Below are 23,319 nucleotides of genomic sequence, written 5' to 3'. Positions count from 1 at the left end.
TGGGAGCTGGCTTGCCAGCGATGGCATCAGGTCAGTCAAATTTGCTGTCGGGCGTGCTGGCCCAATCACTGGCAAGCCAGCTCCCACAGGTTTTGTGGTGACTCGTAGCTTAGCGGCAGCACCCGGATTACAGCGCCTGCCACCCGCCCCCAAGCGCCTTGTACAAGGCAATGCTTGCCTGCATTCGCGACAATCTCAACTGCACATTCAAGTCCTGCGCGGCGTACAACGTGCGTTGGGTTTCCAGCACCGTCAGCAAGTCTTCGGCACCGGCCTGGTAGCGGCTCTGGGCGATGTCGAATGCGGTCTGGGCTTGCCGCAGTTCTTCGCTCTGCCACTGCCGCTGTTCGTCGAGGCCGCGAATGCTGTTCAAGGCTTTTTCAACATCGGCGAAGCCGTTGATGATCGCACCGCGATAGTTCTGCAGCAGTTCTTCCTGGCGTGCAGTGGCCTTGTCGCGCTCTGCGCCGAGGCGGCCGTTATTGAAGATTGGCCCGATCAATCCGGCGGTCAGGTTGTAGAAGGGGCTGCGCAGAACGTCGCGGAACTGGTCGGCCCCCGAGCCGATGTCGGCGCTGAGGGTGACGGTGGGGAGCATGGCGGCGCGGGCAACGTTGACGTCGGCTTCGGCGGCGGCCAGTTGCGCTTCGGCGCGAGCGATGTCGGGGCGTCGATTGAGCAGATCGCTTGGCACGCCAGCGGTGATTTGCGGCCATTGCAGTTGATCGAACGATTCTTCGTTCAACATCAGCTCCTGAACGGGGCGACCGAGCAGAGCGGCGAGGCTGACCGAGGCGTTTTGAGCCTGTTGCTGCACCAGCGGCAATTGCCGTTGCTGGGCCGCCACCAGACTCTTTTGCTGAGCCAGTTCGAGGGCGGTGGCCGAGCCAGAGTCAAAGCGCGTCTGCACCAGCTTCAGCACGCGCTGCGCATTGGCCAGATTGAGTTCGGCAATGCGGCTCTGCTCGCGCAGCGACAAGGTTTGCGCATAGGTGTCGGCAACACTGCCGAGCAGGGTCAGCTCAACCGTCGCACGATCAAACTCGCTGGCCTGCAAAGCAAATTGCGCGCTGTCGCGCGACGCCTGTTTGCCTCCCCAGAAATCGATTTCGTAACTGGCATTGAGATTGGCGTCGAAGTAATCCACGGCCTTGTTACTGCTGTTGGCGTCCAGTTGACTGTAGCCATTGCCGCGCAACAACTTCTGCCGGTTGGCATTGAGCGAGGCCTGCACTTCAGGCAATTGTGAGCCGCCGGCGATCACGCTGTCGGCCTGGGCCTGGCGTACCCGGGCCATGGCGGCGGCAAGGTCGAAACTGCCGGCGCGGGCCTGTTCGATCAGACGATCCAGCTCCTGGCTGCCGAACTGTGTCCACCATTGCGGGTTGCTGCGGGCGCTGCTGGCGACATGCGCTGCCTGCCACGCGGCAGGAGGCTGCAAGCCGCTGTCCGGGCGCTGAACGGGACTGCCGCAGGCGCTGAGGATCAGGCACACGGTCAACAAACTGAGGCGCGGTTTCATAGATCGATCATTCACTGGTAAGGGCCGTGACCGGGTCGAGTCGGGCAGCTTTGCGGGCCGGCATGAAGCCGAAGACAACACCGGTCACGAGCGCGCAGCCAAAAGCGCCCAGCACCGCGATCAACGAGAACGCCACGGCGACTTCGCTGAGGATCAATACGCCGCCGACGATCAGCGCCAGGGCGATGCCGGCGATACCCCCGACCACCGAAAGCATCACCGCTTCGGTGAGGAACTGACGGAGGATGTCGCGTTGGCGCGCGCCGGTGGCCATGCGGATACCGATCTCGCGGGTGCGTTCGCGCACGGTCATCAGCATGATGTTCATCACGCCGATGCCCCCGACCAGCAGCGAAATCGCCGCGATCGAACCGAGCATCAGCGACAGGGTGTTTTGCGTGCGCGCTTCGGCCTGAATCATCGCGGCGTTGTTGGTCAGTTCGAAATCCTTCTTGCCGTTGTGCAGGCGCAGCATCGTGCGCTCGATGGCCTGTTCGGTTTCCTTGACCCTGCGCGCGTCGACGGCGGCAATCGCCACATATTCAGGGTTGTAAGTGCCAAACAGGCGTGTGCTGGCGGCGGAGTAGGGCACAGCGATGCGGTCGTCGCTGTCGGAGTCGCCGGAGCTGGCGCCTTTTTCTGCGAGTACACCGACCACTTGAAACGGCACGTTCTCGATCAGGATGTACTGGCCGACAGGGTTGGCGACATCTTTGAGCAGTTTGGTCCGCACCTTGTGTCCGATCACCGCCACGGCGGCGCCGGCGGCCTCATCGGCGGCGGTGAAATAGCTGCCCTCGGACACTGGCCAATTGAAGATTTTCGGGAAATTGGTGTCGTTGCCACCGACATAACTGTTGTGGTCGAGGTTGCCAAAGCGCACCACGGCTTCGGCGCCATTGACGGGCATGATCTGCTTGATCATCGGTAAGGTGGCGAGCACCGCGAGATCGTTCAGGGTGACGATGCCTTGGGGCGCCCGTGGGTGCGGGGAGGCGCCGCCCAGATAAATGATGTTCGAACCGAACGCGCCCATTTGCGCCATGACCTGACGCTTGCTGCCTTCGCCCACGGCGAGCATGACCACCACCGACGCCACGCCGATGATGATGCCGAGCAGGGTCAGCGCGGTGCGAAAACGGTTGATCCACATCACCCGCCAGGCGGCGTGCAAGGCGTCGACCAGTTCACCTTTCCAGGCGCCGGTGGCTTCGGCGCCTTCGCTCAGGCGTTTGCGCAGATCGACCGCCTGCAAGGCGCCGGGGTTGGCACTGGTCTGGGCGTCGGGGTTGTCTTTGGCGCTGTCGCTGATGATCAGGCCGTCGCTGATTTCGATGATGCGTTTGGCCCGCGCCGCCACTTCGCGGTCGTGGGTGATGAGGATCACCACATGGCCCTGGCTCGCCAGTTCGTCGAGCAGCGCCATGACTTCCTTGCCGCTGTGGCTGTCGAGGGCGCCGGTCGGTTCGTCAGCGAGGATGATGTGGCCGCCGTTCATCAACGCGCGGGCAATCGACACCCGTTGTTGCTGTCCGCCGGAGAGCTGATGCGGTCGGTTGCCGGTGCGTGAGGCCAGGCCGAGGCGGTCGAGCAGGGCGGCAGCACGGGCGTGGCGCTCGGCGGCCGGAGTGCCGGCATAGATCGCCGGCATCTCGACGTTTTCCTGGGCGGAGCCGGACGGAATCAGGTGATAACCCTGGAACACGAAACCAAAGGCTTCGCGGCGCAGCCAGGCCAGCTCATCGCTGTCCAGGCCGGCGACGTTTTCCCCGGCGAACCGGTATTCGCCGGACGTCGGTCGGTCGAGGCAGCCGAGGATGTTCATCAGCGTCGATTTGCCGGAGCCGGACGCGCCGACAATCGCTACGAATTCGCCGGCGTGGATCGACAGGTCGATGCCGCGCAGCACATGAACTTCAGGCGCGTCGCCGCCACCGTAGGATTTGCGGATGTCCTGCAGGTCGATCAGGGGCGTCTGCATTCAACCACCACTGCCGTCGGCCGGACCGATCAGCAGGTGATCGCCTTCACTCAGGCCATCGAGAATCTGGACCTTGAGTCGATCGCTGATGCCGGTGCGCACCTCGCGAGATTCGATGTTGCCGTTGGCGGCGACTACCTGCGCGGTCTGCAGATCCGCCTTGGCGCTGCCTTGCAGAGCGGCGACCGGGGCGGTGAGGACATCCTTGGCCTGATTGGCGACGAAGAATACCTGGGTGGTCATCTCCGCCATGAGTGCGTTGTCAGCGTTATCGACGTCGAGCAATACGGTGTACAGCACGACACGAGCACTGCCACTTTTACTGCTGCTCGCGGGGCTGCCGCCACCCTGGCTGGTTTGATCGAGCGGTTTGGGCGGCACCGGCAGAATCTGCCGCACGGTGCTGCTCCAGCGCCGATTGCCGCCGCTGAGGGTGGTGAAGTAAGCGGTCATGCCCGGTTTGACGTGGCCAATGTCGGCCTCGGAAACTTCCGCCCAAACGGTCATCGGCGACAGCTTGGCGATGCGCAGAATCAGTGGTGTCTGCTGTTGCGCGTTGAGGGTCTGGCCTTCGCGAGCATCGAGGGCGACCACGGTGCCGGCCATCGGCGCGTAAATCCGTGTGTAGCCGAGCTCGGCCTGATCGCTGCGCAGGCTGGCTTCGGCCTGGCGAATCTGTGCCTGGAACATATCGATGCGCGCCTGCGTGGCTTTCAGTTCGGCGCGGGCGGTCTGCACATCTTCTTCGCGGGTTGCGCCGCCGGCGGCCAGATTTTGCTGGCGCTGGTATTTCTGCTGCGCCAGTTCATGTTGCGCGCGTTGTTCCTGCAATTGCGCTCGCAGGTTTTCGATCGAAAAGCGGCCCGCGTCGAGTTTGGCTTTTTGCGTCGACGGATCGATCTCCACCAGCAACTGGCCTTCCTTGACGACGTCACCGACTTCCACATGAATCTTCTGAATCTGCCCCGATGCCTGGGCGCCAACGTCGACATAACGACGCGGTTGCAGCGTACCGAGCGCAGTCACGCTGCTTTCTATATCGCCACGCGACACTTGCACGGTGGCGAATTTATCCCGGCCCGGTGGCAGCATTTGCCACGCGGCATAGCCGACAACCGGGATCAGACTGAAGACTACGAGCAAGGCGCGTCGGGCGGGGCGGGGACGTTTCATGCAGGGTTCCGGCCAGTGGAAATCGGCCCGTCGTTCGGCTGGCACACAGGTTCGGGCAGCGCTGAACGCTGTCGCAGGGCGCGACAGACACGGGGAGCTGTCCTGTAAACGTTGCAAGGGCGGGGGAATTTAAGCGCGGAAACACGAAGTAACAGCTATAGAGCAGGACTATTTGTCGGTCAACGGTAAACACCACTTTAAATCTATATGAGAATTACTATAAATTACGCACCTCAAGTTGCCACTATCTTGCTACTGCGTTTCGCGACGCGGTAACTCAGTGAGCTCAAGGACAGAACCCGCAGGTTTGCGGCCGGGAGTCATGTTGGAAAACTACTATCGGGAGCTGGTGTGTTTCCTGAACGCCAAGCTCGGCAACCGTCAGGTTGCCGAAGATGTGGTGCATGACGCCTATCTGCGAGTGCTGGAACGTTCCAGTGACACACCGATCGAGCAACCCCGGGCCTTTCTCTACCGAACCGCGCTCAATCTGGTCATCGACGACCATCGGCGCAATGCTTTGCGCCAGGTCGAATCACTCGACGTGCTCGATAATGAAGAGCGCTATTTCACCCCGTCGCCCCACGGCACCCTCGATCATGGCCAGCGCCTGGAGATGCTTCAGCGCGCCCTGGCGGAATTGTCACCGCTGTGTCGCGAAAGTTTTCTACTGCGCAAGATCGAAGGTCTGTCGCACCCGGAAATCGCTGAGCAACTCGGTATTTCCAAGGCTCTGGTGGAAAAGCACATCGTCAACGCCATGAAACATTGCCGCCTGCGCATCAAGCAATGGGATGCCCATTGAGCCGTCCGCGTTAAATTTTATTTCACTGTCCTCGTTCCTACTCAACAGACGACCTGCTGTCCTGCTCAAGGCCGGTCAGGTCACTTAGGCTCTCCTTGCCCCTTGTTGAGGGGTTCATCCAGAGGACACTGGAAATGACACAGGCAATTGCATCGCCCATCGTTCACGACCTGATCGGCGTCGGTTTCGGCCCTTCGAACCTGGCGCTGGCCATCGCTCTGCAGGAACGCGGGCCGACCCAGGGTGAACTGGATGTGCTGTTCCTCGACAAGCAGACCAACTACAGCTGGCACGGCAACACCCTGTCGACCCAGAGCGAGTTGCAGATTTCCTTCCTCAAGGATCTGGTGACCCTGCGCAACCCGACCAGCCCTTACTCGTTCGTCAATTACCTCAAGTACCACGGTCGTCTGGTCGACTTTATCAACCTCGGCACCTTCTATCCGTGCCGCATGGAATACAACGATTACCTGCGCTGGGTCGCCGGGCAATTCGCCGAGCAGAGCCGTTATGGTGAAGAAGTACTGACCATCGAGCCGGTGCTGCACAATCATCAGGTTGAAGCGTTGCGCGTCATTTCCCGTGGCAGCGATGGCCAGCAACACGTGCGTACCACCCGTTCGGTGGTGGTCAGCGCCGGCGGCACGCCACGTATTCCCGAGGCGTTCAAAGCACTGAAGGGCGACACCCGCGTGTTCCACCACTCGCAGTACCTGTCGCAAATGGCCAAGCAGCCGTGCGTGAACAATCAGCCGATGAGCATTGCGATCATCGGTGGTGGGCAGAGCGCGGCGGAAGCCTTCATCGACCTGAACGATTCGTTCCCGTCGGTGCAGGTCGACATGATTCTGCGCGGTTCGGCCTTGAAGCCTGCGGACGACAGTCCGTTCGTCAACGAAGTGTTTTCGCCGGAGTTCACCGACCTGGTGTTCCAGCAGAACAGTGCCGAGCGCGAACGTCTGGTCAACGAGTACCACAACACCAACTATTCGGTGGTCGACATCGACCTGATCGAACGCATCTACGGCATCTTCTATCGCCAGAAGGTTTCCGGGATTGCCCGTCATGCGTTCCGTACGCTGACCACTGTCGAGAGCGCTACCGCCACCGAAAACGGTATCGAATTGGCCGTGCGCAACAACGCTACCGGCGAAGTCACTGTGCGTCACTACGACGCCGTTGTGCTGGCCACCGGATACGAGCGGCAGATGCACCGCAAACTGCTGGCGCCGCTGGAAGAGTATCTGGGTGAATTCGAGGTTGATCGCAACTACAAAGTGATCACCGACGAGCGCTGCAAGGCCGGCATCTACATGCAGGGCTTCTGCCAGGCCAGCCATGGTCTGAGCGATACGTTGCTGTCGGTGCTGCCGATCCGTGCGGACGAGATTGCGGGCTCGTTGTATGAGCATGGCAAGAACCGTGGGCATCGTTCGATGGCGGATCTGTTGTTGGCGACTGCCAGCTGAATCTGCTGCGCCTGAACCAGATCGTTCCCACGCTCTCCGTGGGAATGCCTCTTCGGACGCTCCGCGTTCGGTCTTCGAAAGGGACGCGGAGCGTCCCGGGCTGCATTCCCACGCAGAGCGTGGGAACGATCATCCTGAACCCTTCCTGAACATCCCCAACATTCCCCGACACACTTCCTTTTGCGGGTTTACTCTCCAATCATCGGGGCGTAAGCTTCGCGCGTTTTCATCAATAGCGGAGACCCACAGTGGGTACTTGTTCGAGTGACAGTTGTCGGCCGGTCTCGGTAACCGGCAGATTCTCGGCAAGATAACGCGCAGACTTTCTCTGTCGTTGTCTCGCCGTAAAAGCGAGCAGCGGCATCCCGTGCATGACCCGTCCTGGGCCATGGCTAGACGTCCTTCTCATCGACGCTGAACAGAGCGTGGTTCCGACTTTCGTGTCGTGATCGCAGCCCTATCGACACGCCTGTCTTTTCTGACCGGCGCGCCAAGCCTTGCCGTGCCGGTTTTTCCGGCGGACGAGGCGCGGCCGTACCTGCTTGACGGTTTCCCGGCTGACCACAGGGGCAACAGCCATGAAACTTACGCTCAAGGAATTTTTCGCAGGCTTTCTGCGGACCCGCCACATCGCCCGGCACTTCCGTCGCCTGGCGCTGCTGGAATCGATCAACGACACCACGGTCAGCCGTGAAGTCCCGGCCACGCTGGCCAACACCCTGGTCGATGCCGCGCAGTGCGACAGCGGTGTATTGCTGTCGTCACTCGGTACGCATTCCGATGGCCTCACCGATTTCGAAGTCGATGCGCTGCGTGCGCAATACGGTCTCAACGAAGTCGAACACGAGCAGCCACTGCCTTGGTGGACTCACCTGTGGCACTGCTACAAAAACCCGTTCAACTTGCTGCTGACGCTGTTGGCGGTGATCTCGTGGCTGACCGAAGACCTCAAGGCCGCCGTGGTGATTTTCTCCATGGTGGTGCTGTCGACGCTGCTGCGCTTCTGGCAGGAAAGCAAATCCAACCAGGCCGCCGACGCGCTCAAGGCAATGGTCAGCAACACCGCCACGGTGATGCGCCGTGACGCGCCGCGCAGCGAGTTGCCGATCAAGCAACTGGTGCCGGGCGATCTGATCGTGCTCTCGGCCGGTGACATGATCCCGGCCGATTGCCGCGTGCTCATCGCCAAGGATCTGTTCGTCAGCCAAGCGGCGATGACCGGCGAATCGATGCCGGTAGAGAAGTTTCCGCGTCAGGCCGATCGCGATACACGTAATCCGCTGGAGCTGGACAACATTCTGTTCATGGGCACCAACGTCGTGTCCGGCACAGCGGTGGCGGTGATCCTGACCACCGGCAACAGCACCTATTTCGGTGCGCTGGCCCAGCGTGTCGGCGCAACCGATCGCGCAGTCACGTCGTTCCAGCAAGGCGTCAACAAAGTCAGCTGGCTGTTGATCCGTTTCATGTTCGTGATGGCGCCACTGGTGCTGTTCATCAACGGTTTCACCAAGGGCGACTGGACTGAGGCGCTGCTGTTCGCGCTGTCGATTGCCGTCGGCCTGACCCCGGAAATGCTGCCGATGATCGTCACCTCGACGCTGGCCAAAGGCGCGGTGTTTCTGTCGCGTAAAAAGGTCATCGTCAAACGTCTTGATGCAATCCAGAACTTCGGCGCGATGGACGTGCTCTGCACCGACAAGACTGGCACGCTGACCCAGGACAAGATCTTCCTCGCGCGTAATGTCGACGTCTGGGGCGCCGATTCCGATGACGTACTGGAAATGGCTTACCTCAACAGCTACTACCAGACCGGCCTGAAAAACCTGCTCGACGTCGCGGTGCTGGAACACGTGGAAATCCACCGCGAACTGAAAGTCGGCACAGCGTTTCGCAAGGTCGATGAGATCCCGTTCGACTTCAACCGTCGGCGCATGTCGGTGGTGGTCGAAGGGCGTGGTCAGCCACATCAGTTGATCTGCAAAGGCGCCGTGGAAGAAGTGTTGGCGGTGTGCAGCCGCGTTCGTCACGGCGACGTCGATGAAGCCTTGAGCGATGAATTGCTGACCCGGATTCGTCAGGTCACTGCAGCATTCAACGCTGAAGGCTTGCGCGTGGTGGCGGTGGCCGCCCGCTCGATGGCCGAAGGTCGTGAGATTTACAGCCTGGCGGATGAACAGGAACTGACGCTGATCGGTTACGTGGCGTTCCTCGATCCACCGAAAGAAAGCACCGCGCCCGCGCTCAAGGCCCTGGCCGAACACGGTGTGGCAGTGAAGGTGCTGACCGGTGACAACGAACTGGTGACGGCGAAAATCTGCCGCGAAGTCGGCCTCGCGCAACAAGGTCTGCTGCTGGGCAACGACGTTGAACGCATGAGCGATGCCGAGCTGGCCGTGGCCGTTGAAACGACTAACGTCTTCGCCAAACTGACGCCGTCGCACAAGGAGCGCATCGTGCGCATCCTCAAAGGCAACGGCCATGTTGTCGGGTTCATGGGCGATGGCATCAATGACGCGCCAGCCTTGCGTACCGCCGACATCGGTATTTCCGTGGACAGCGCGGTGGACATCGCCAAGGAAGCGGCCGACATCATCCTTCTGGAAAAGAGCCTGATGGTGCTGGAGGAGGGCGTGCTCGAAGGGCGCCGCACCTTCGCCAACATGCTCAAGTACATCAAGATGACCGCCAGTTCCAACTTCGGCAACGTGTTCTCGGTGCTGGTCGCCAGTGCATTCATTCCATTCCTGCCGATGCTGCCGATGCATCTGCTGGTGCAGAACCTGCTCTACGACATTTCGCAGATTGCGATTCCGTTCGATAACGTCGACGAGGAGATGCTGAAAAAACCGCAACGCTGGCAGCCGGGCGATGTCGGGCGCTTCATGCTGTTCTTCGGCCCGATCAGTTCGATCTTTGACATCACCACGTTCGCCTTGATGTGGTACGTCTTCGATGCCAACACCCCGGATCACCAGACCCTGTTCCAGTCCGGGTGGTTCGTGGTCGGGTTGCTGACCCAGACGCTGATCGTGCACATGATCCGCACGCCGAAGATTCCATTCCTGCAAAGCCGCGCAGCGATGCCGCTGCTGGTGATGACCGGAGTCATCATGGCGGTCGGCATCTTCCTGCCGATGGGGCCGCTGGCGCACTACTTCAAATTGCAGGCGCTGCCGTCGCTGTACTTCATGTTCCTGCCGGTGATCCTGCTGGCGTACATGGCGCTGACTCAAGCAGTGAAAGGCTTCTACATCCGCCGGTTCGGCTGGCAATAACAGCAACACAACACTGCTCCTCACTGTGGGAGCGAGCCTGCTCGCGAAGGCGTCGTGTCAGTTTCAGGAATGTTGGCTGACACACCGCTTTCGCGAGCAAGCTCGCTCCCACAGGGGGGATTTGTGTGTATTCAGGGAGATGACGATGCAAGCCATCAACAACCTCAACCTCGATTCACTGCTCGACACCCTTGTCAGCCTCAGCGCCGCCTTCATCCTCGGCGGTCTGATCGGTTTCGAGCGCCAATACCGGCAACGCACGGCGGGTCTGCGCACCAACGTGCTGGTCGCCATCGGTGCGGCAATTTTCGTCGACATGGCCAACCGACTCGCCGGCGCTGAAGGCGCGGTGCGGGTGGTCGCTTACGTGGTTTCCGGGATCGGTTTTCTCGGCGCCGGCGTGATCATGCGCGAAGAGGGCAATGTGCGCGGGCTCAACACCGCCGCCACACTGTGGACGTCCGCCGCAGTCGGCGCCTGTGCCGGGGCTGATCTGCTCGCCGAAGCGGTACTCGGCACGTTGTTCATCCTTGCTGCCAATACGCTGCTGCGGCCGATCGTCAACAACATCAACCGCCAGCCGCTGGACGTGGTCTCGGCAGAAGTCACCAACATCGTCTACGTCATCGCCCGACGCTCACAGCAGAAAGCCGTGTTCGCCTTGCTCGAGGCTGAACTGGAACGCAGCAACTACCCGGCCAGCGATATCGATATGCACGCGTTCGGTGCCGATGAAATAGAAATCGAAGCGACGCTGGCGACGACGTCGGTCGATGGCGATGAGCTTGATGAACTGGTTGCACGGATCTCGACGTCGGCACTGGTGGTGCAGGCGTTCTGGAGTCCCAGTACGACGGAGTGAAGTTATTCAGGTCGCGAGGAATTGTCCTACACACCGGCAAGAAAATACGTACATTTTCAGGGTTGGGTATCGATCATTATTTTTCCCGGAGCAGAGATGCCCGGCGTCCTGAATATTTGCAACAGCATGATCCTGCTGTCACTGATACCTGGAAAGTTCGGCAAGGAATCGCCGAAAACATGGGCGGGACCATCAGTGACAGTTGCGTTCATCCGTTTATCATTCAATTCGATAAACCCTGTTTACAAGTGTTTTGGGAAGCCAGGCCGCTGGGCCGAATAATTAACTTTCCCAAGAGAAGTACATAATGAAAAAAATCGTCGCTGTGACCGCTGCCACCGTTGTAATGGGGCTCGCCTCTTTCGCTAACGCCGCAACGCCAGCTTCCGGCAACCCAGGCACCGTACGTTTTATCGGTGAAATCGTTTCCGGCGCCTGCGGTATCGACGCCAGCTCTCTGGACCAGACTGTTTCCCTGGGGCAAGTGCCATCGAACCAATTCAACGCCGTTGGTGATCGTTCGACACCAACCAAGTTCGATATCATTCTGACTGATTGCGATACCACCACTCAGAAGAATGCCCGCTTCACCTTCAGTGGCGTACAGGATCCAGCAGTGCCTGGCCTGTTCGCTACCACCGGTCTGGCGCGGAACGTTGGTATCCGTCTGCAGGCCAGTGCCGGCGAAATGCTCGACAACGGCACAGAGCAGGTTGCTCCGGTCGTGCTGCAGGACGGCAATAACACCGTAACGTTCGCCGCCATGTACGAAGCCACTGCGGCCACCGTGACCACCGGTGAAGCAGACAGCGTGGCCAACTTCACCGTGGCCTACAACTGATACGCCCGTATCGCTGGTTGTAAGAAAAAGGGGTGAAAACCCCTTTTTTCTTTTCCGTCAAAGTTCTCAGAAAGGCTATTTCCCGTGTACGGCCGAAAAATTTTCGTGTCTTGCGTGTTGATCTCCTGTGCCCGCTATTCATGCGCGGTGGAGTTCAATTCGGAGTTCCTGAATATCGATAAGGACGGCGATATCAGCCTCGGACAGTTTGCCCATGCGCAATACACGGTGCCTGGCCGTTACTTGCTCGATATCACGGTGAACCAGCGTTATTTCGGTTCGCGCTCCATCGAGTTCAAGGCCGGCGATCACGCGGATGAAAGTTACGCCTGTCTGCCGGAAGAACTGGTGGCCACTTTCGGTCTTAAACCTGACTTGCTGGGAAGCCTTCCGCGTTTGGCGGACGGGCAATGTGTGGATCTACGCGGCATTGAAAATGCTTCGATCAAGTATGTGAAAAACCTTGGCCGTCTCTCGATCAGCCTGCCTCAGGCGACGTTCGAATACGACGACCCCAACTACATTCCGCCCGCCGCCTGGAGCGACGGGCTCAACGGTGCGTTGCTCGATTACCGAGTGATTGCCAACAGTCGCCAAACCAATGGACCATCGGGTGATTCGCGCTCGTTGCAGAGCTACGGCACTGCGGGCATCAACCTCGACGCCTGGCGCATTCGTGCCGATTATCAGGCGCGCGAGGAATCCGGAGGCCAAGGCAGCGCCTCGCACGGCGAAGCGTTTCAGCTGAACCGCTTGTACGCCTATCGCGCCTTGCCAGCCATCCGCTCAAAGCTGTCGGTGGGTGAGGATTACCTGAACTCCGACGTGTTCGACACGTTCGCCTTGCGTGGCGTGACCCTGAGCAGCGATGACCGCATGTTGCCGCCGAACGTGCGCGGTTATGCGCCGCTGATCAGCGGTCTGGCGCGCACCAACGCCACCGTCACCGTAGCGCAACAGGGCCGGGTGTTGTACTCGACCACGGTGACGCCGGGCGCGTTCGCCATTCAGGATCTCAACAGCAGCGTGCAAGGCACGCTGGACGTGACCGTGCGTGAAGAAGACGGCACCGAGCAGACATTTACCGTCGCGACCGCTGCGGTACCGTTTTTGTCTCGGGAAGGGGAGTTGCGCTACAAGGTTTCGGCCGGACAACCACGCCTGACCGGCAACGGCGGCACTGAGCCGGAGTTCGTCGCATCGGAAGCGGCCTATGGTCTGCCCGGTGAGTGGACGGTCTACGGTGGCTTGCTTGCCGCTTCGGGTTATCAGTCGAATGCCATCGGTATCGGTAAAGACCTTGGCGTCTTCGGCGCGGTGTCCGGTGACGTCACCACGTCCCGCGCGAAGCTGCGCTGGAGCGGTGAAAGCGTGATCGGCAATTCCTACCGGATCAACTATTCCAAGCGTTTCGATGCGATTGGCACCGACCTGCGCTTTTTGGGCTATCGCTTTTCCGACAAGACGTTCACCAACTTCTCGCAGTTTGTCGGTGACGCGGATTCCTATTCGTTGAACTCAGGAAAGCAACGTTACTCGGTGACCGTGGCCAAACATTTTTCCTGGCTGTCGACGAGCTTCTCCTACGACCACTCGACCTATTGGGACGCGCCGGCCGCCGATCGCTTCGGCATGACCGTGGCGCGCAGTTTTTCCCTCGGTAACGTCAAGAACATCACCGTCAACCTGTCGGCTTATCAGACGCAAAACAGTCGGCAGAATGACTCGCAGATTTACCTCGGTGTGACGGTGCCACTGGGCAGCCATTCGATGCTCTCAAGCAACTTGCAGCGCTCGGGTTCCGGCGACTCTGCCGCCAGTGTCGGCTACAGCCACGATGATGGCGAGGGCCTGAATTATCAGGTGTATGGCGGGGTGGGCGACAACCGTTACGTCAACGCCTACGTCGGCAAGCGGGCGTCGAGCTATCGCGCCAACGCCTCGGCAAGCACTGACGGCAGCACCTATCGCTCACTGACCGGCGAACTGGACAGCTCGCTGGTGGCGACCCGTTACGGCGTCTCGGCCCATGGCAACGGCACCAATGGCGATACGCGTTTGCTGGTGTCCACCGACGGAGTGCCGGACGTGGCTTTCACCGGCCAGACCCGTACCAACGGCGCAGGCTACGCGGTGATGGACGGCTTGCCGTCGTTTCAGGCCTACGAAGCGCGGGTCAATGTGGAAAAGCTGCCGCTTAACACCGAGGTCTCCAACCCGATCCAGCGTCTGGCGCTGACCGAGGGTGCCATCGGCTACGTCAATTTCGCCACCGGCAAGGGCCACAACGCGTTCGTCCTGTTGACCCGGGTCGATGGCAAACCGGTGCCGTTCGGCGCGTCGGTGCAGGACAAGAACACCAACAAGGAAGTGGGCATCGTCGGCGAGGCGGGCATCACTTATCTGTTGGGCATCAAGGCCGGAGCTGAACTGGTAGCGCGTTGGGATGACGCCGGCCAATGCAGTCTGGCCCAACTTCCTGAGGAGGACGTGGTGACCAATGTCGCCAAGCCTGCCCAGTGTCTGTAAATCGCGTTTTCCACGAATACGGAGTCACCATGTCTCGTTTTGCTTCATTGATCGTTCATCGCCTGTCACTGGCCGTTGCGCTCTGCATGCCGCTGTTGGCCAGCGCCGCCGTGGTGCCGGACCGCACGCGCCTTGTTTTCGAAGAAAGCGCGCCGTCGGTCAGCGTCACGGTGAGCAACAAGAACCCGCAATTGCCCTTCATTGTGCAGTCGTGGATCGAGAACGAAAGCGGTCAGAAGGTCACTTCACCGTTCATGGTCCTGCCGCCGTTGCAGCGTATCGAACCGAACGAAAGCAGCGTGTTGCGCATCGTGAAATTGCCCGAGCTGGCGTTGCCGGCGGATCGTGAATCGGTGTTTTACCTGAACATTCGCGAGATCCCGCCGAAGAGCCAAGCGGTCAATTCGATGCAGATTGCCCTGCAGTCGAAGATCAAACTGTTCTATCGCCCAGCGGCGGTGAAGCGGGAGCGTGGCGAAGACCTCGCGCTGGGCCTGAACCTGAAAATCGACCCGGCCACCAGGCAACTGCTCGTCGACAACCCGACTCCGTTTCACATCACCGTGGTCGGCCTGCTCGCCGGCCCGGAAAAAACCCCAATGCCGATCGATACGGTGATGATTGCCCCTCGTGGCAATGCCCGGGTTGCGTTGAGCAACACCGCGTTCACCACGTTGCGGGTTTCAAACATGAATGACTTCGGCGGGCAGTCCGACACGTTGTTCAACTGCGTGGCGAACGTGTGCAAGGGCGTGAAACCATGAATTCGCGCACGGCGCTGATCTGGCTTGTGGTCTTTTCAGGGTTGTTGATGGTATCTGCGCCGGCCTCGGCACTGGTCTGCAAGTCGCTGGATGCCGGCAGTTATCTGAGCGAATACATCGGCCCCGTGTCGGTGCCCGATACGGTGCCTGACGGCACGATCATCTGGCGCTCGAAAACCCACGTGGTGCCGGCCAACTGCTGGAAACTCTTCGATATCCACTACAAAGAAGACGATCCGATCTATTTCTATGGCAACCCGGCCGGCCTCAACGCCACGCCGTGGGGCATCGAGTTCGGCCTGGTGTATCGGGGCGTGACAGCCTGGGATGGTGACTGGAGTTCCAACCCTACCCAAGGCGTGAACAGCGGTTTCGTTTCCCGTGGTTGCCCGGGCGCGACCAGTTCGGCCGACATGCTCGCCTGCTCGCAGGTGACGCCAAGCGTCGCGTTTCAGGTGGTGATCCGCAAGCGTGGACTGCAGCCCCTGCAGCGCCCGTCGCAAGACACCTATGACGTGTTCCAGTTCGACGGGCTCTATGGCCTCAACGGTGGGCCGAGCAACCCGGCCGGCAATTTTCGTTTTCAGCTCAGCGGGTTGCAGAATATTGTCGGTACGGCGTGCACGGTCGATGTCACGGTGACGCCGGAGCCGGGCATTGTCGATTTCGGCGCGATCCAGAAAACCACCACAGGCTTCTCCCCGCCCAATCCAAGCAGGCCGTTCAGCCTTGCGCTGGAGAAGAAGTGCAGCAGCGCGATCAATGTCGGTGCGACGTTTGTCACGGCCAATCAACAAGGTTTGTACAACATCCTGCCGTCTGCGGGGAGCCAGTTCGGCATCCAGGTACGTGACGCCCGTAACAACCTGGTGCAGGTCAACGAACCTTTTCCCCTGGCGAATTTTCCGGCAGACATGAGCCATATCGATGTGCCGTTCAGCGCGTCGGTGGTGGCATTGGGTGATCCCGAGGTGGGGCCATTCGAAGCCATCATGGTGGTGCAGATCATTTATTACTGAGTTCACTGCATCTTGGGAAATTTCCTACATGGATGAAGGATAAGTCCTTCGTCCATCCTCGCCGTTGCCGGCCACTATCCCGCTCCCGGGTCTATTGAGTGATGAAAGGACGATGACCTCCCCACGAATTCTGGTGCTGGAAAATCACGCGTTTACCCGCAACGTGCTGGTCAGGATGCTGCACCGTCTGAGTGTGCGTGACGTGCTGCAAGCCCGGGACGCCGAACAGGCCATGGTGCAGATGCATTTGCACGGCGGGGTCGATATTGTCATGTGTGACCTGACGGATCGTGGCCTGGACTGTATTGAGTTCCTGCGACTGGCCAGCCACAGCGGCATGGTGCGCGCGGTGGTGCTGTGCAGTGAACTGCCGCCGGAGCTGAGTCGCGCTCTGGGGCACATGGCGTCTCTGGCAGGTTTGCAATTGCTCGGTGTCTTGAACCGGCCTATCCAGTTGCGCCCCTTGAATCGACTGTTGCAACGCTACAGCTGGCTTCGGTCGGTGCCGACGCTGGTGCCGTTGAGCAAAGAGTTGCCCACTGAGGATGACGTACGTCGAGGGCTGGCGCTGGGCGAGTTCAAAGCGTGGTTTCAGCCGCAGTTTCAACTGCAAAGTGGCACGGTCAGCGGGATCGAGGCTCTGGCGCGCTGGGAACATCCGACCCGGGGTTTATTGCTGCCTTCAGACTTTCTCGCTGCCGTATTGGCGTACGACCTGACCGACCAGATGTTCAAGCAACTGCTCGAGCAAGGCCTGAACCTGCTGGGGATTTTGCGTCATCGCGCGGTCTCGCTGGAACTGTCATTCAACCTGCATGCCTCGCAGCTCAATAACAATGCGCTGGTGGAGCACATCAAACAGACACTGGAGCGTCATGGATTCAAAGGTTCGGCGCTGACCTTCGAGCTGGCGGAAAACGGTTTGCTCGATTGCCCGGCGGGCACTCAGGAGAATCTGCTGCGTTTGCGCCTGCTCGGTTGCGGATTGTCGGTGGATGATTTCGGTGTCGGTTTTTCGTCGTTGAAATTGATGTGCCAGTTGCCGTTCACCCAGATCAAGCTTGAGGGGCGTTTCGTCCAGCACCTGGATCGTCAGCGCAATCGCGCGATGGTCGCCAGCACGCGGGGGCTGGCCCGGTCACTGGGCATGGAGTTGGTGATCGAAGGCGTCAGCAGTCCTCAGGTGCTCGAGCATTTGCTGGAACTGGAATGCGAGATCGGTCAGGGGTATTACCTGGCGCGCCCCATGAGTGGTCACGATCTGTTGCAATGGCTGGAAAAACCGGAAGATTTGCACTGACCCTCACAGCTTTTCGCTCAGACATTTTCAAGAAATTTCCTACACTCCAGTGATCCTCGTGTATTTTCGACACGCGGATTATCTGGACTGCTGTCCCATCGTTGTTCGTGGCGTTGCCGATGTCGTACATCGACGTGTCCTACAGGGGTTTTTATGCTTAAAGCGATCATCGTGGACGATCATCCGTTCATTCGCTCTGCGGTCAAAATGCTGTTGAAACAGGAGCACTTCGACGTTGTCGCCGAAGCGGACAATGGGGCCGATGCGGTGCAACAGGCACGTGAGCACACGCCTGACCTGATCATTCTCGATATCGCCATGCCCAAGCTCGACGGGTTGGAGGTGATCGCGCGCATCAGCGCCCTCAATCTGTCGTGCAAGATTCTTGTGCTGACGTCGCAGTCGGCGCAGTTCTATTCCATGCGTTGCATGAAAGCGGGCGCGGCCGGGTATATCTCCAAGACCAACGACCTGGACGAGTTGGTCAAGGCGATCAGAGTGGTGATGGACGGCTATACCTTTTTCCCCAACCTCGCCAACAGTTCGGTGCGGCGCAGCGATGGCCAGGCGACGGATCTGGAGCTGATCCAAAGCCTGTCCGACCGCGAGCTGACCATCCTGCAGCAGTTGGCCAAAGGCCTCAGCAACAAGGAAATCGGTGACGCCATGCTGTTGAGCAATAAAACCATCAGCACCTATAAAACGCGGCTGATCGAAAAACTCAACGTCAAGTCAGTGGTGTATCTCGCTGATTTTGCCAAGCGCAACAACCTCCTCTAGATGATGAACTCCGTCAGAAAATGCCTTGCTGGCCTGCTGCTGTTCGGCGCTTTGGGAGGGTTGCACGTTGTGGCCGCGCCCGTACCGGACACGCTGCAGCTGCTCGGTCGTTCGGACGTCAGCGATTATGCGGTGTCGCTGGATGAGCCGGACTGGCGCTGGCTGCGCCGCAAAGGCACGCTGTTGCTCGGCGACAGCAGCCCCGATTACGCGCCGTTCGCGATCACCGGCAATGGCAACGATTACGAAGGCCTGACAGCCGATTACGCCCAGTTGATCGAGCAACTGCTGCACGTCAGAGTCGAGGTGCGCCGTTACGCCTCGCGCGGCGATCTGCTGGCGGCGCTGAAAAATGGCGAGATTGATATGGTCGGCACCGCCAACGGCTTCGAGGCGGCGGACAGCGAGCTGGCGATTTCCCAAGCGTACGCCGACGATAACCCGACCCTGGTGACCCGCATCGACGAAGGTCACACGATGCCGGAGGACCTGGCGGGCAAACGGGTGGCGATGCTCTATCACTATCTGCCGCCGGAGTTGGTCAAGGCGTTTTACCCTGACGCCAATGTGCAACTGTACCCCTCGACTCTGACGGCCATCGGCGCAGTGGCGTTCGGTCAGGCCGATGTCTATTTGGGCGACTTGCTCAGTTCCAATTACCTTATCAAGAAGAACTACCTCAACAACGTCCAGCTCAGCGATTTTTCGCGGATGGAAACCCAGCCTTTCAGCTTCGCCGTCCTGCGCACAAACGCTCAGCTGTTGCGCATCCTCGATGCCGCGCTGCAAGTCATTCCCGGCGAAGAACGCATGAGCATCCGTCGGCGCTGGAGCGTCGGCGGCGTGGCCATTCCGGGCCAGCACATGCTCCATTTCAGCATCAAGGAGCAGCGTTGGCTGGATAAGCATCCGCGGATCAAAGTCGCGATCAACGAAAACTTTTTGCCGCTGACCTTCGTCGACGATGCGGGCAATTTCCGTGGCATCAGTGCCGACGTGCTGGCCAAGATCAGCCTGCGCACCGGTTTGCAATTCGATATGCAACGCGTCGACTCGGTGGGCGATCTGGTCAGTGAGGTCACCAGCGGCCGGGCCGACATGCTCGCAGCGTTTACGCCGAGCAGCGAACGCGAAGGCGAGCTGCGGTTCACCCGGCCGTATCTGATCAACCCGTTCGTGCTGGTCACCCGCCGCGACAGTGAGCCGAAAACCCTCGACCAAATGTCCGGCAAGCGCCTGGCGTTGATCAGTGGCAACGTCTTGCGTGAGTACCTCATCGAGCAATATCCCTCCGTGCAATTGATTCCTGCGCGCAACGCCGCCGATGCCATGGACATGCTGGCGCTGGGCAAGGTGGATGGCGCGATCAATTCGCTGGTCAGCGCGCGCTACATGATCTCGCGCCAGTACCGCGACAAACTGCAGGTGACCAGCACCGTCGGCACCCAGCCAGCGCGGATAGCGCTGGCGACCAACCGCGGGGCGCTGGAGCTGTACTCGATTCTCGACAAGGCCTTGTTGAGCATCAGCCCGGAAGAAATGGATGAGCTGACCAACCGCTGGCGCAGCGCCGTGGTGGTCGATGACAGTTATTGGTTGCGCAATCGCGGCATGATCATTCAAGGCTTCGTGATCGCCGGCGTGTTGTTGTTGGTGGCGCTGAGCTGGATTGCTTACCTGCGCATGTTGATGCGCAAGCGGCGGCAGGCGGAGATCGCCCTCAACGATCAGATGGAATTCATGCGCGTGCTCATCGACGGCACGCCACATCCGATTTACGTGCGCGACCGTGAAGGCCGGCTGGTGATTTGCAACAGCGGTTACCTGCAAGTGTTCGGCGCCGAACGTGAAGCGGTGATTGGCAAAACCGTCACCCAAGGCGTGCTGAGCGACCCGTTGCAGGCGCAGGGTTTTCACGATGATTACCTGCAAGTGATGGAAAGAGGGCAGCCGAGTATTCAGGATCGCAGCCTGACGCTGGCGGACGGTCGCAACCTGACCATCTACCACTGGATGCTGCCTTACCGTGGCAGTGATGGTGCCGTCACGGGGATGATCGCCGGATGGATCGATGTCAGTGAACGCCAGCACTTGTTGCAGGAACTGCAAATTGCCAAGGACGTGGCCGATGATGCCAACCGCGCCAAGACCACATTCCTCGCGTCGATGAGCCACGAAATTCGCACGCCGATGAACGCCATCATCGGCATGCTGGAGCTGGCCCTGAAAAAAGCCGATCAAGGCATCACCGATCGTTTCGCGGTCGAGGTCGCTTCGGGCGCGGCGCGCGGTTTGCTGGATCTGATCGGTGACATCCTCGACATCGCCCGTATCGAGTCCGGGCGTTTGTCCCTGGCGCCGCAGCGCGCCAATCTGCGTGAACTGGTCGAGTCGGTGGCGCGGATCTTCGAAGGGCTGGCACGGCAGAAACAGCTGCGCCTGCAACTGGATCTGGATGCCTTGAGTCACGTCGATGTACTGATTGATCCGCTGCGATTCAAGCAAGTGCTGTCGAATCTGTTGAGCAATGCCATCAAGTTCACCGACGCGGGGCAGGTGGTGCTGAGCGTGCAGGTGGCGCCTGACGGTGATGAGCGATTGAACCTGTGCCTGCGGGTCAAGGACAGCGGTCGCGGGATTTCCCGTGAGGATCAGGCGCAGTTGTTCAGCCCGTTCTCGCAAGCGGCCAACCATGGTCAGTCGGCACGCAGTGGTTCCGGACTGGGTCTGGTGATCAGTCGCACGCTTTGCGAAATGATGGGCGGCAGTCTGACATTGTCCAGCGAGTTGGGGCAGGGCACGCAGATTGAAGTGCGCCTGAGTCTGCCGACGCTCGAGCCGCTGGTGGCTGCGCCGGTCGAGGACGTAGCGCTAGTGCGTAGCCAGCACAGCCTGAATATTCTGGTGATCGACGATTACCCGGCCAACCGCTTGTTGTTGTCGCAACAGCTGAGCTACCTGGGCCATCGCGTGACTGACGCCGAAGACGGTGCCCATGGACTGCGCGCCTGGCGCCAGCAAGCATTCGATGTAGTCATCACCGATTGCAACATGCCGATCATGAATGGCTACCAACTGGCTCGCGCGATCCGCGATGAAGAAGCGGCGCGAGGGCTGCCGCGCAGCCTGGTGCTGGGTTTCACCGCCAACGCCCTGGCCGAAGAGAAGGAGCGTTGCGCCGAGGCCGGAATGGACGATTGCCTGTTCAAGCCGATCAGCCTCAAGGATCTGAATCTGCGTCTGGCCAGCGTTGTTGCGCAGCCGCGTCCAGCGATCGAGGAACTGCCGCTGGCAGCGGGTGACATCGATCTGGGCAGTCTTGAACAACTGACCCGTGGCGACCGCGACTCGATCAAAAGTCTGCTGACCGATCTCGCCACCAGCAATGCCCAGGACATGGCCAAACTGATGCGTCTGTTTAGCCAGCATGACGTCCCGGGGCTCGCCGATCTCGCCCACCGGGTCAAGGGCGGTGCGCGGATCATCAAGGCGCAAACGTTGATCCAGGCCTGTGAAGCGCTGGAGCTCGCCAGTGAAGGGTTGGACACCCAAGTGCTGACCGAAGCGGTGGACCAGCTCCAGCAATCGATGGAGCAACTGGCCGCGCAACTGGATGAGCATCTGGCGTAACTTTTTATTTCCGATTTCCAGTCCTTTCTTGCGAATTTTCCTACATTCGCTACTCGACCTCTATCGCTAACGTGCAGTGGTCTCGGCGTGACGCCGAGCTCACTTCACTAGTTAACGTTTGGAGCTGTTGATGACCCTTCCACGTATGTCTTCCCGTGTGCGCCTGGCCGTCAGTGGACTGGCCGTCGCGGCGGCCTTGAGTGCCTGCGCCAGTGCACCGATCCCCGAGCAGCAGATCAGTCTGTCGCGCGATGCGGTCAACCGTGCGGTCTCGGCGGAAGCGACGCAATACGCACCGCTGGAAATGAAAGCGGCGCAGGACAAGATGTTCCAGATGGAACGCGCCCTCGGCGAGAAAAACTACCCGCAGGCCAAAGTGCTTGCCGAGCAGATCGAAGCCGATGCCAACCTCGCTGAACGCACGGCACGAGCAGTGAAATGGCAGAAACAATTGACCGATGCCCGCAGCGGCATCCAAGTGCTCAAGCAGGAAATGCTGCAAGACCCGGTCACCGGTTTCAACCCGCCAGCCAACGCTCAATAAGGAAACGTCGATGACCCACTTCAAATTGTTGCCTGTCGCTTCGCTGTGCGCGTTGATGCTCGCCGGTTGCGCGACCCCGCCGGAAAACCCGCAACTGCTGCAGGCGCGCGGACAGTTTGCTGCGTTGCAACAAAAGCCCGAATCGAACACCCTGGCTGCCCTCGAAACCAAGGATGCATTCACTGCGCTGAACAAGGCGGATCAGGCATCGCTCAAGGATCGCCAGGCTGCGGACATCGATCAATTAGCGTATCTGGCCCAGCAGAAAATCGCCCTCGCCGAGCAGACCATCCTCGGTCGCGAGGCCGAAGCCGGGCTGAAGAAAATCGATGCCGAGCGCACTCAGGTGCAACTCGACGTGCGCACCCAGCAACTGAAAGCGCTGCAAGCGCTGAAGGCGCAGAAAACCCAGCGCGGCGAAGTCGTGACCTTCGGTGACGTGCTGTTCGATACGGGTAAGGCCGATCTGAAGTACGGCAGCCAGCGCAACTTCGAGCAACTGGCGCAATACCTGACGGCCAACCCGGAACGCAAGGTGCGTATCGAGGGTTTCACCGATGATGTGGGCGGCGATGATTTCAATCAGCGTCTATCGGAGCGGCGTGCCGATGCGGTGGCGTTCGCGCTGAAGCAGATGGGCATCAGCGCTGATCGGCTGATCACCCAAGGCTACGGCAAGCAATTTCCGATTGCCGATAACGCGAATGCGCGCTCCCGTCAGCTCAACCGGCGGGTCGAGGTGATTATCTCCTACGGCTCGTCCGTAGTGGGTTCGCGTCACTGATGATGAAGACGGCGGGCCTGCAACGGGCCCGCTGTTCT

16 protein-coding genes are annotated in these 23,319 nt (G+C 60.0%); 13 read left to right on the top strand and 3 right to left on the bottom strand.

Going from position 1 to position 23,319, the window contains the following annotated elements; translation table 11 throughout:
* Positions 1-127 precede the first annotated feature (127 nt).
* Genes ACQ4OE_RS19315 through ACQ4OE_RS19305 form a run of 3 tightly spaced genes read right to left on the bottom strand, consistent with a single transcriptional unit; the run spans position 128 to position 4,676 of the window.
* Entirely contained in the window at positions 128-1,522 is a 1,395-nt protein-coding gene (locus ACQ4OE_RS19315; RefSeq protein WP_430947577.1) for an efflux transporter outer membrane subunit, read from the bottom strand.
* A 7-nt stretch (positions 1,523-1,529) separates the two neighbouring features.
* Positions 1,530-3,503, bottom strand: coding sequence for a MacB family efflux pump subunit (locus tag ACQ4OE_RS19310; RefSeq protein WP_430947576.1), 1,974 nt, complete (start codon positions 3,501-3,503; stop codon positions 1,530-1,532).
* Positions 3,504-4,676, bottom strand: a complete 1,173-nt coding sequence (locus tag ACQ4OE_RS19305) for an efflux RND transporter periplasmic adaptor subunit (RefSeq protein ID WP_430947575.1) — start codon at positions 4,674-4,676, stop codon at positions 3,504-3,506.
* A 322-nt stretch (positions 4,677-4,998) separates the two neighbouring features.
* On the opposite strand from ACQ4OE_RS19305, the gene ACQ4OE_RS19300 reads away from it, so the two are divergent.
* The 13 genes from ACQ4OE_RS19300 (at position 4,999) to ACQ4OE_RS19240 (ending at position 23,281) form a co-directional block, all read left to right on the top strand.
* On the top strand, positions 4,999-5,481 hold the full coding sequence (locus tag ACQ4OE_RS19300) for a sigma-70 family RNA polymerase sigma factor (RefSeq protein ID WP_110719718.1): 483 nt from the start codon (positions 4,999-5,001) through the stop codon (positions 5,479-5,481).
* 134 nt (positions 5,482-5,615) lie between these two features.
* The gene (locus ACQ4OE_RS19295) at positions 5,616-6,950 is read left to right on the top strand and encodes a lysine N(6)-hydroxylase/L-ornithine N(5)-oxygenase family protein (RefSeq protein ID WP_430947574.1); all 1,335 of its coding nucleotides are present in this window, start codon (positions 5,616-5,618) and stop codon (positions 6,948-6,950) included.
* Between the two features lie 578 nt (positions 6,951-7,528).
* On the top strand, positions 7,529-10,228 hold the full coding sequence (gene mgtA, locus ACQ4OE_RS19290; RefSeq protein WP_430947573.1) for a magnesium-translocating P-type ATPase: 2,700 nt from the start codon (positions 7,529-7,531) through the stop codon (positions 10,226-10,228).
* 145 nt (positions 10,229-10,373) lie between these two features.
* Positions 10,374-11,090: an MgtC/SapB family protein gene (locus ACQ4OE_RS19285; RefSeq protein ID WP_122592503.1), complete on the top strand. Its 717-nt coding sequence runs from the start codon at positions 10,374-10,376 to the stop codon at positions 11,088-11,090.
* A 307-nt stretch (positions 11,091-11,397) separates the two neighbouring features.
* A complete protein-coding gene (locus ACQ4OE_RS19280; RefSeq protein WP_430947572.1) occupies positions 11,398-11,931 on the top strand; it encodes a fimbrial protein in 534 nt (177 codons plus the stop codon).
* 114 nt (positions 11,932-12,045) lie between these two features.
* Complete coding sequence (locus ACQ4OE_RS19275; RefSeq protein ID WP_430947571.1) at positions 12,046-14,460, top strand: fimbria/pilus outer membrane usher protein; 2,415 nt, start codon at positions 12,046-12,048, stop codon at positions 14,458-14,460.
* Between the two features lie 29 nt (positions 14,461-14,489).
* Positions 14,490-15,224 (top strand): fimbrial biogenesis chaperone, encoded by a 735-nt coding sequence (locus tag ACQ4OE_RS19270; RefSeq protein ID WP_430947570.1) that lies wholly within the window; start codon positions 14,490-14,492, stop codon positions 15,222-15,224.
* Positions 15,221-16,243: a fimbrial protein gene (locus tag ACQ4OE_RS19265; RefSeq protein WP_430947569.1), complete on the top strand. Its 1,023-nt coding sequence runs from the start codon at positions 15,221-15,223 to the stop codon at positions 16,241-16,243. The genes ACQ4OE_RS19270 and ACQ4OE_RS19265 overlap by 4 nt, the downstream gene beginning before the upstream one ends.
* Positions 16,244-16,355: 112 nt before the next feature.
* Positions 16,356-17,543 carry an EAL domain-containing response regulator gene (locus ACQ4OE_RS19260; RefSeq protein ID WP_430947568.1) on the top strand — a complete coding sequence of 396 codons (1,188 nt, stop codon included), beginning with the start codon at positions 16,356-16,358 and terminating at the stop codon, positions 17,541-17,543.
* Positions 17,544-17,696: 153 nt separating this feature from the next.
* Positions 17,697-18,323, top strand: a complete 627-nt coding sequence (locus ACQ4OE_RS19255; RefSeq protein WP_430947567.1) for a response regulator — start codon at positions 17,697-17,699, stop codon at positions 18,321-18,323.
* Between the two features lie 3 nt (positions 18,324-18,326).
* Positions 18,327-21,953, top strand: a complete 3,627-nt coding sequence (locus tag ACQ4OE_RS19250; protein ID WP_430947566.1) for a transporter substrate-binding domain-containing protein — start codon at positions 18,327-18,329, stop codon at positions 21,951-21,953.
* A 130-nt stretch (positions 21,954-22,083) separates the two neighbouring features.
* Positions 22,084-22,497 carry a DUF4398 domain-containing protein gene (locus ACQ4OE_RS19245; RefSeq protein ID WP_430947565.1) on the top strand — a complete coding sequence of 138 codons (414 nt, stop codon included), beginning with the start codon at positions 22,084-22,086 and terminating at the stop codon, positions 22,495-22,497.
* 10 nt (positions 22,498-22,507) lie between these two features.
* A complete protein-coding gene (locus ACQ4OE_RS19240; RefSeq protein WP_430947564.1) occupies positions 22,508-23,281 on the top strand; it encodes an OmpA family protein in 774 nt (257 codons plus the stop codon).
* The last annotated feature ends 38 nt before the right edge of the window (positions 23,282-23,319 follow it).

Source organism: Pseudomonas sp. WC2 (assembly GCF_050586545.1).
GTDB lineage: Bacteria > Pseudomonadota > Gammaproteobacteria > Pseudomonadales > Pseudomonadaceae > Aquipseudomonas.
This window is presented reverse-complemented; position numbering and strand designations above follow the sequence as displayed.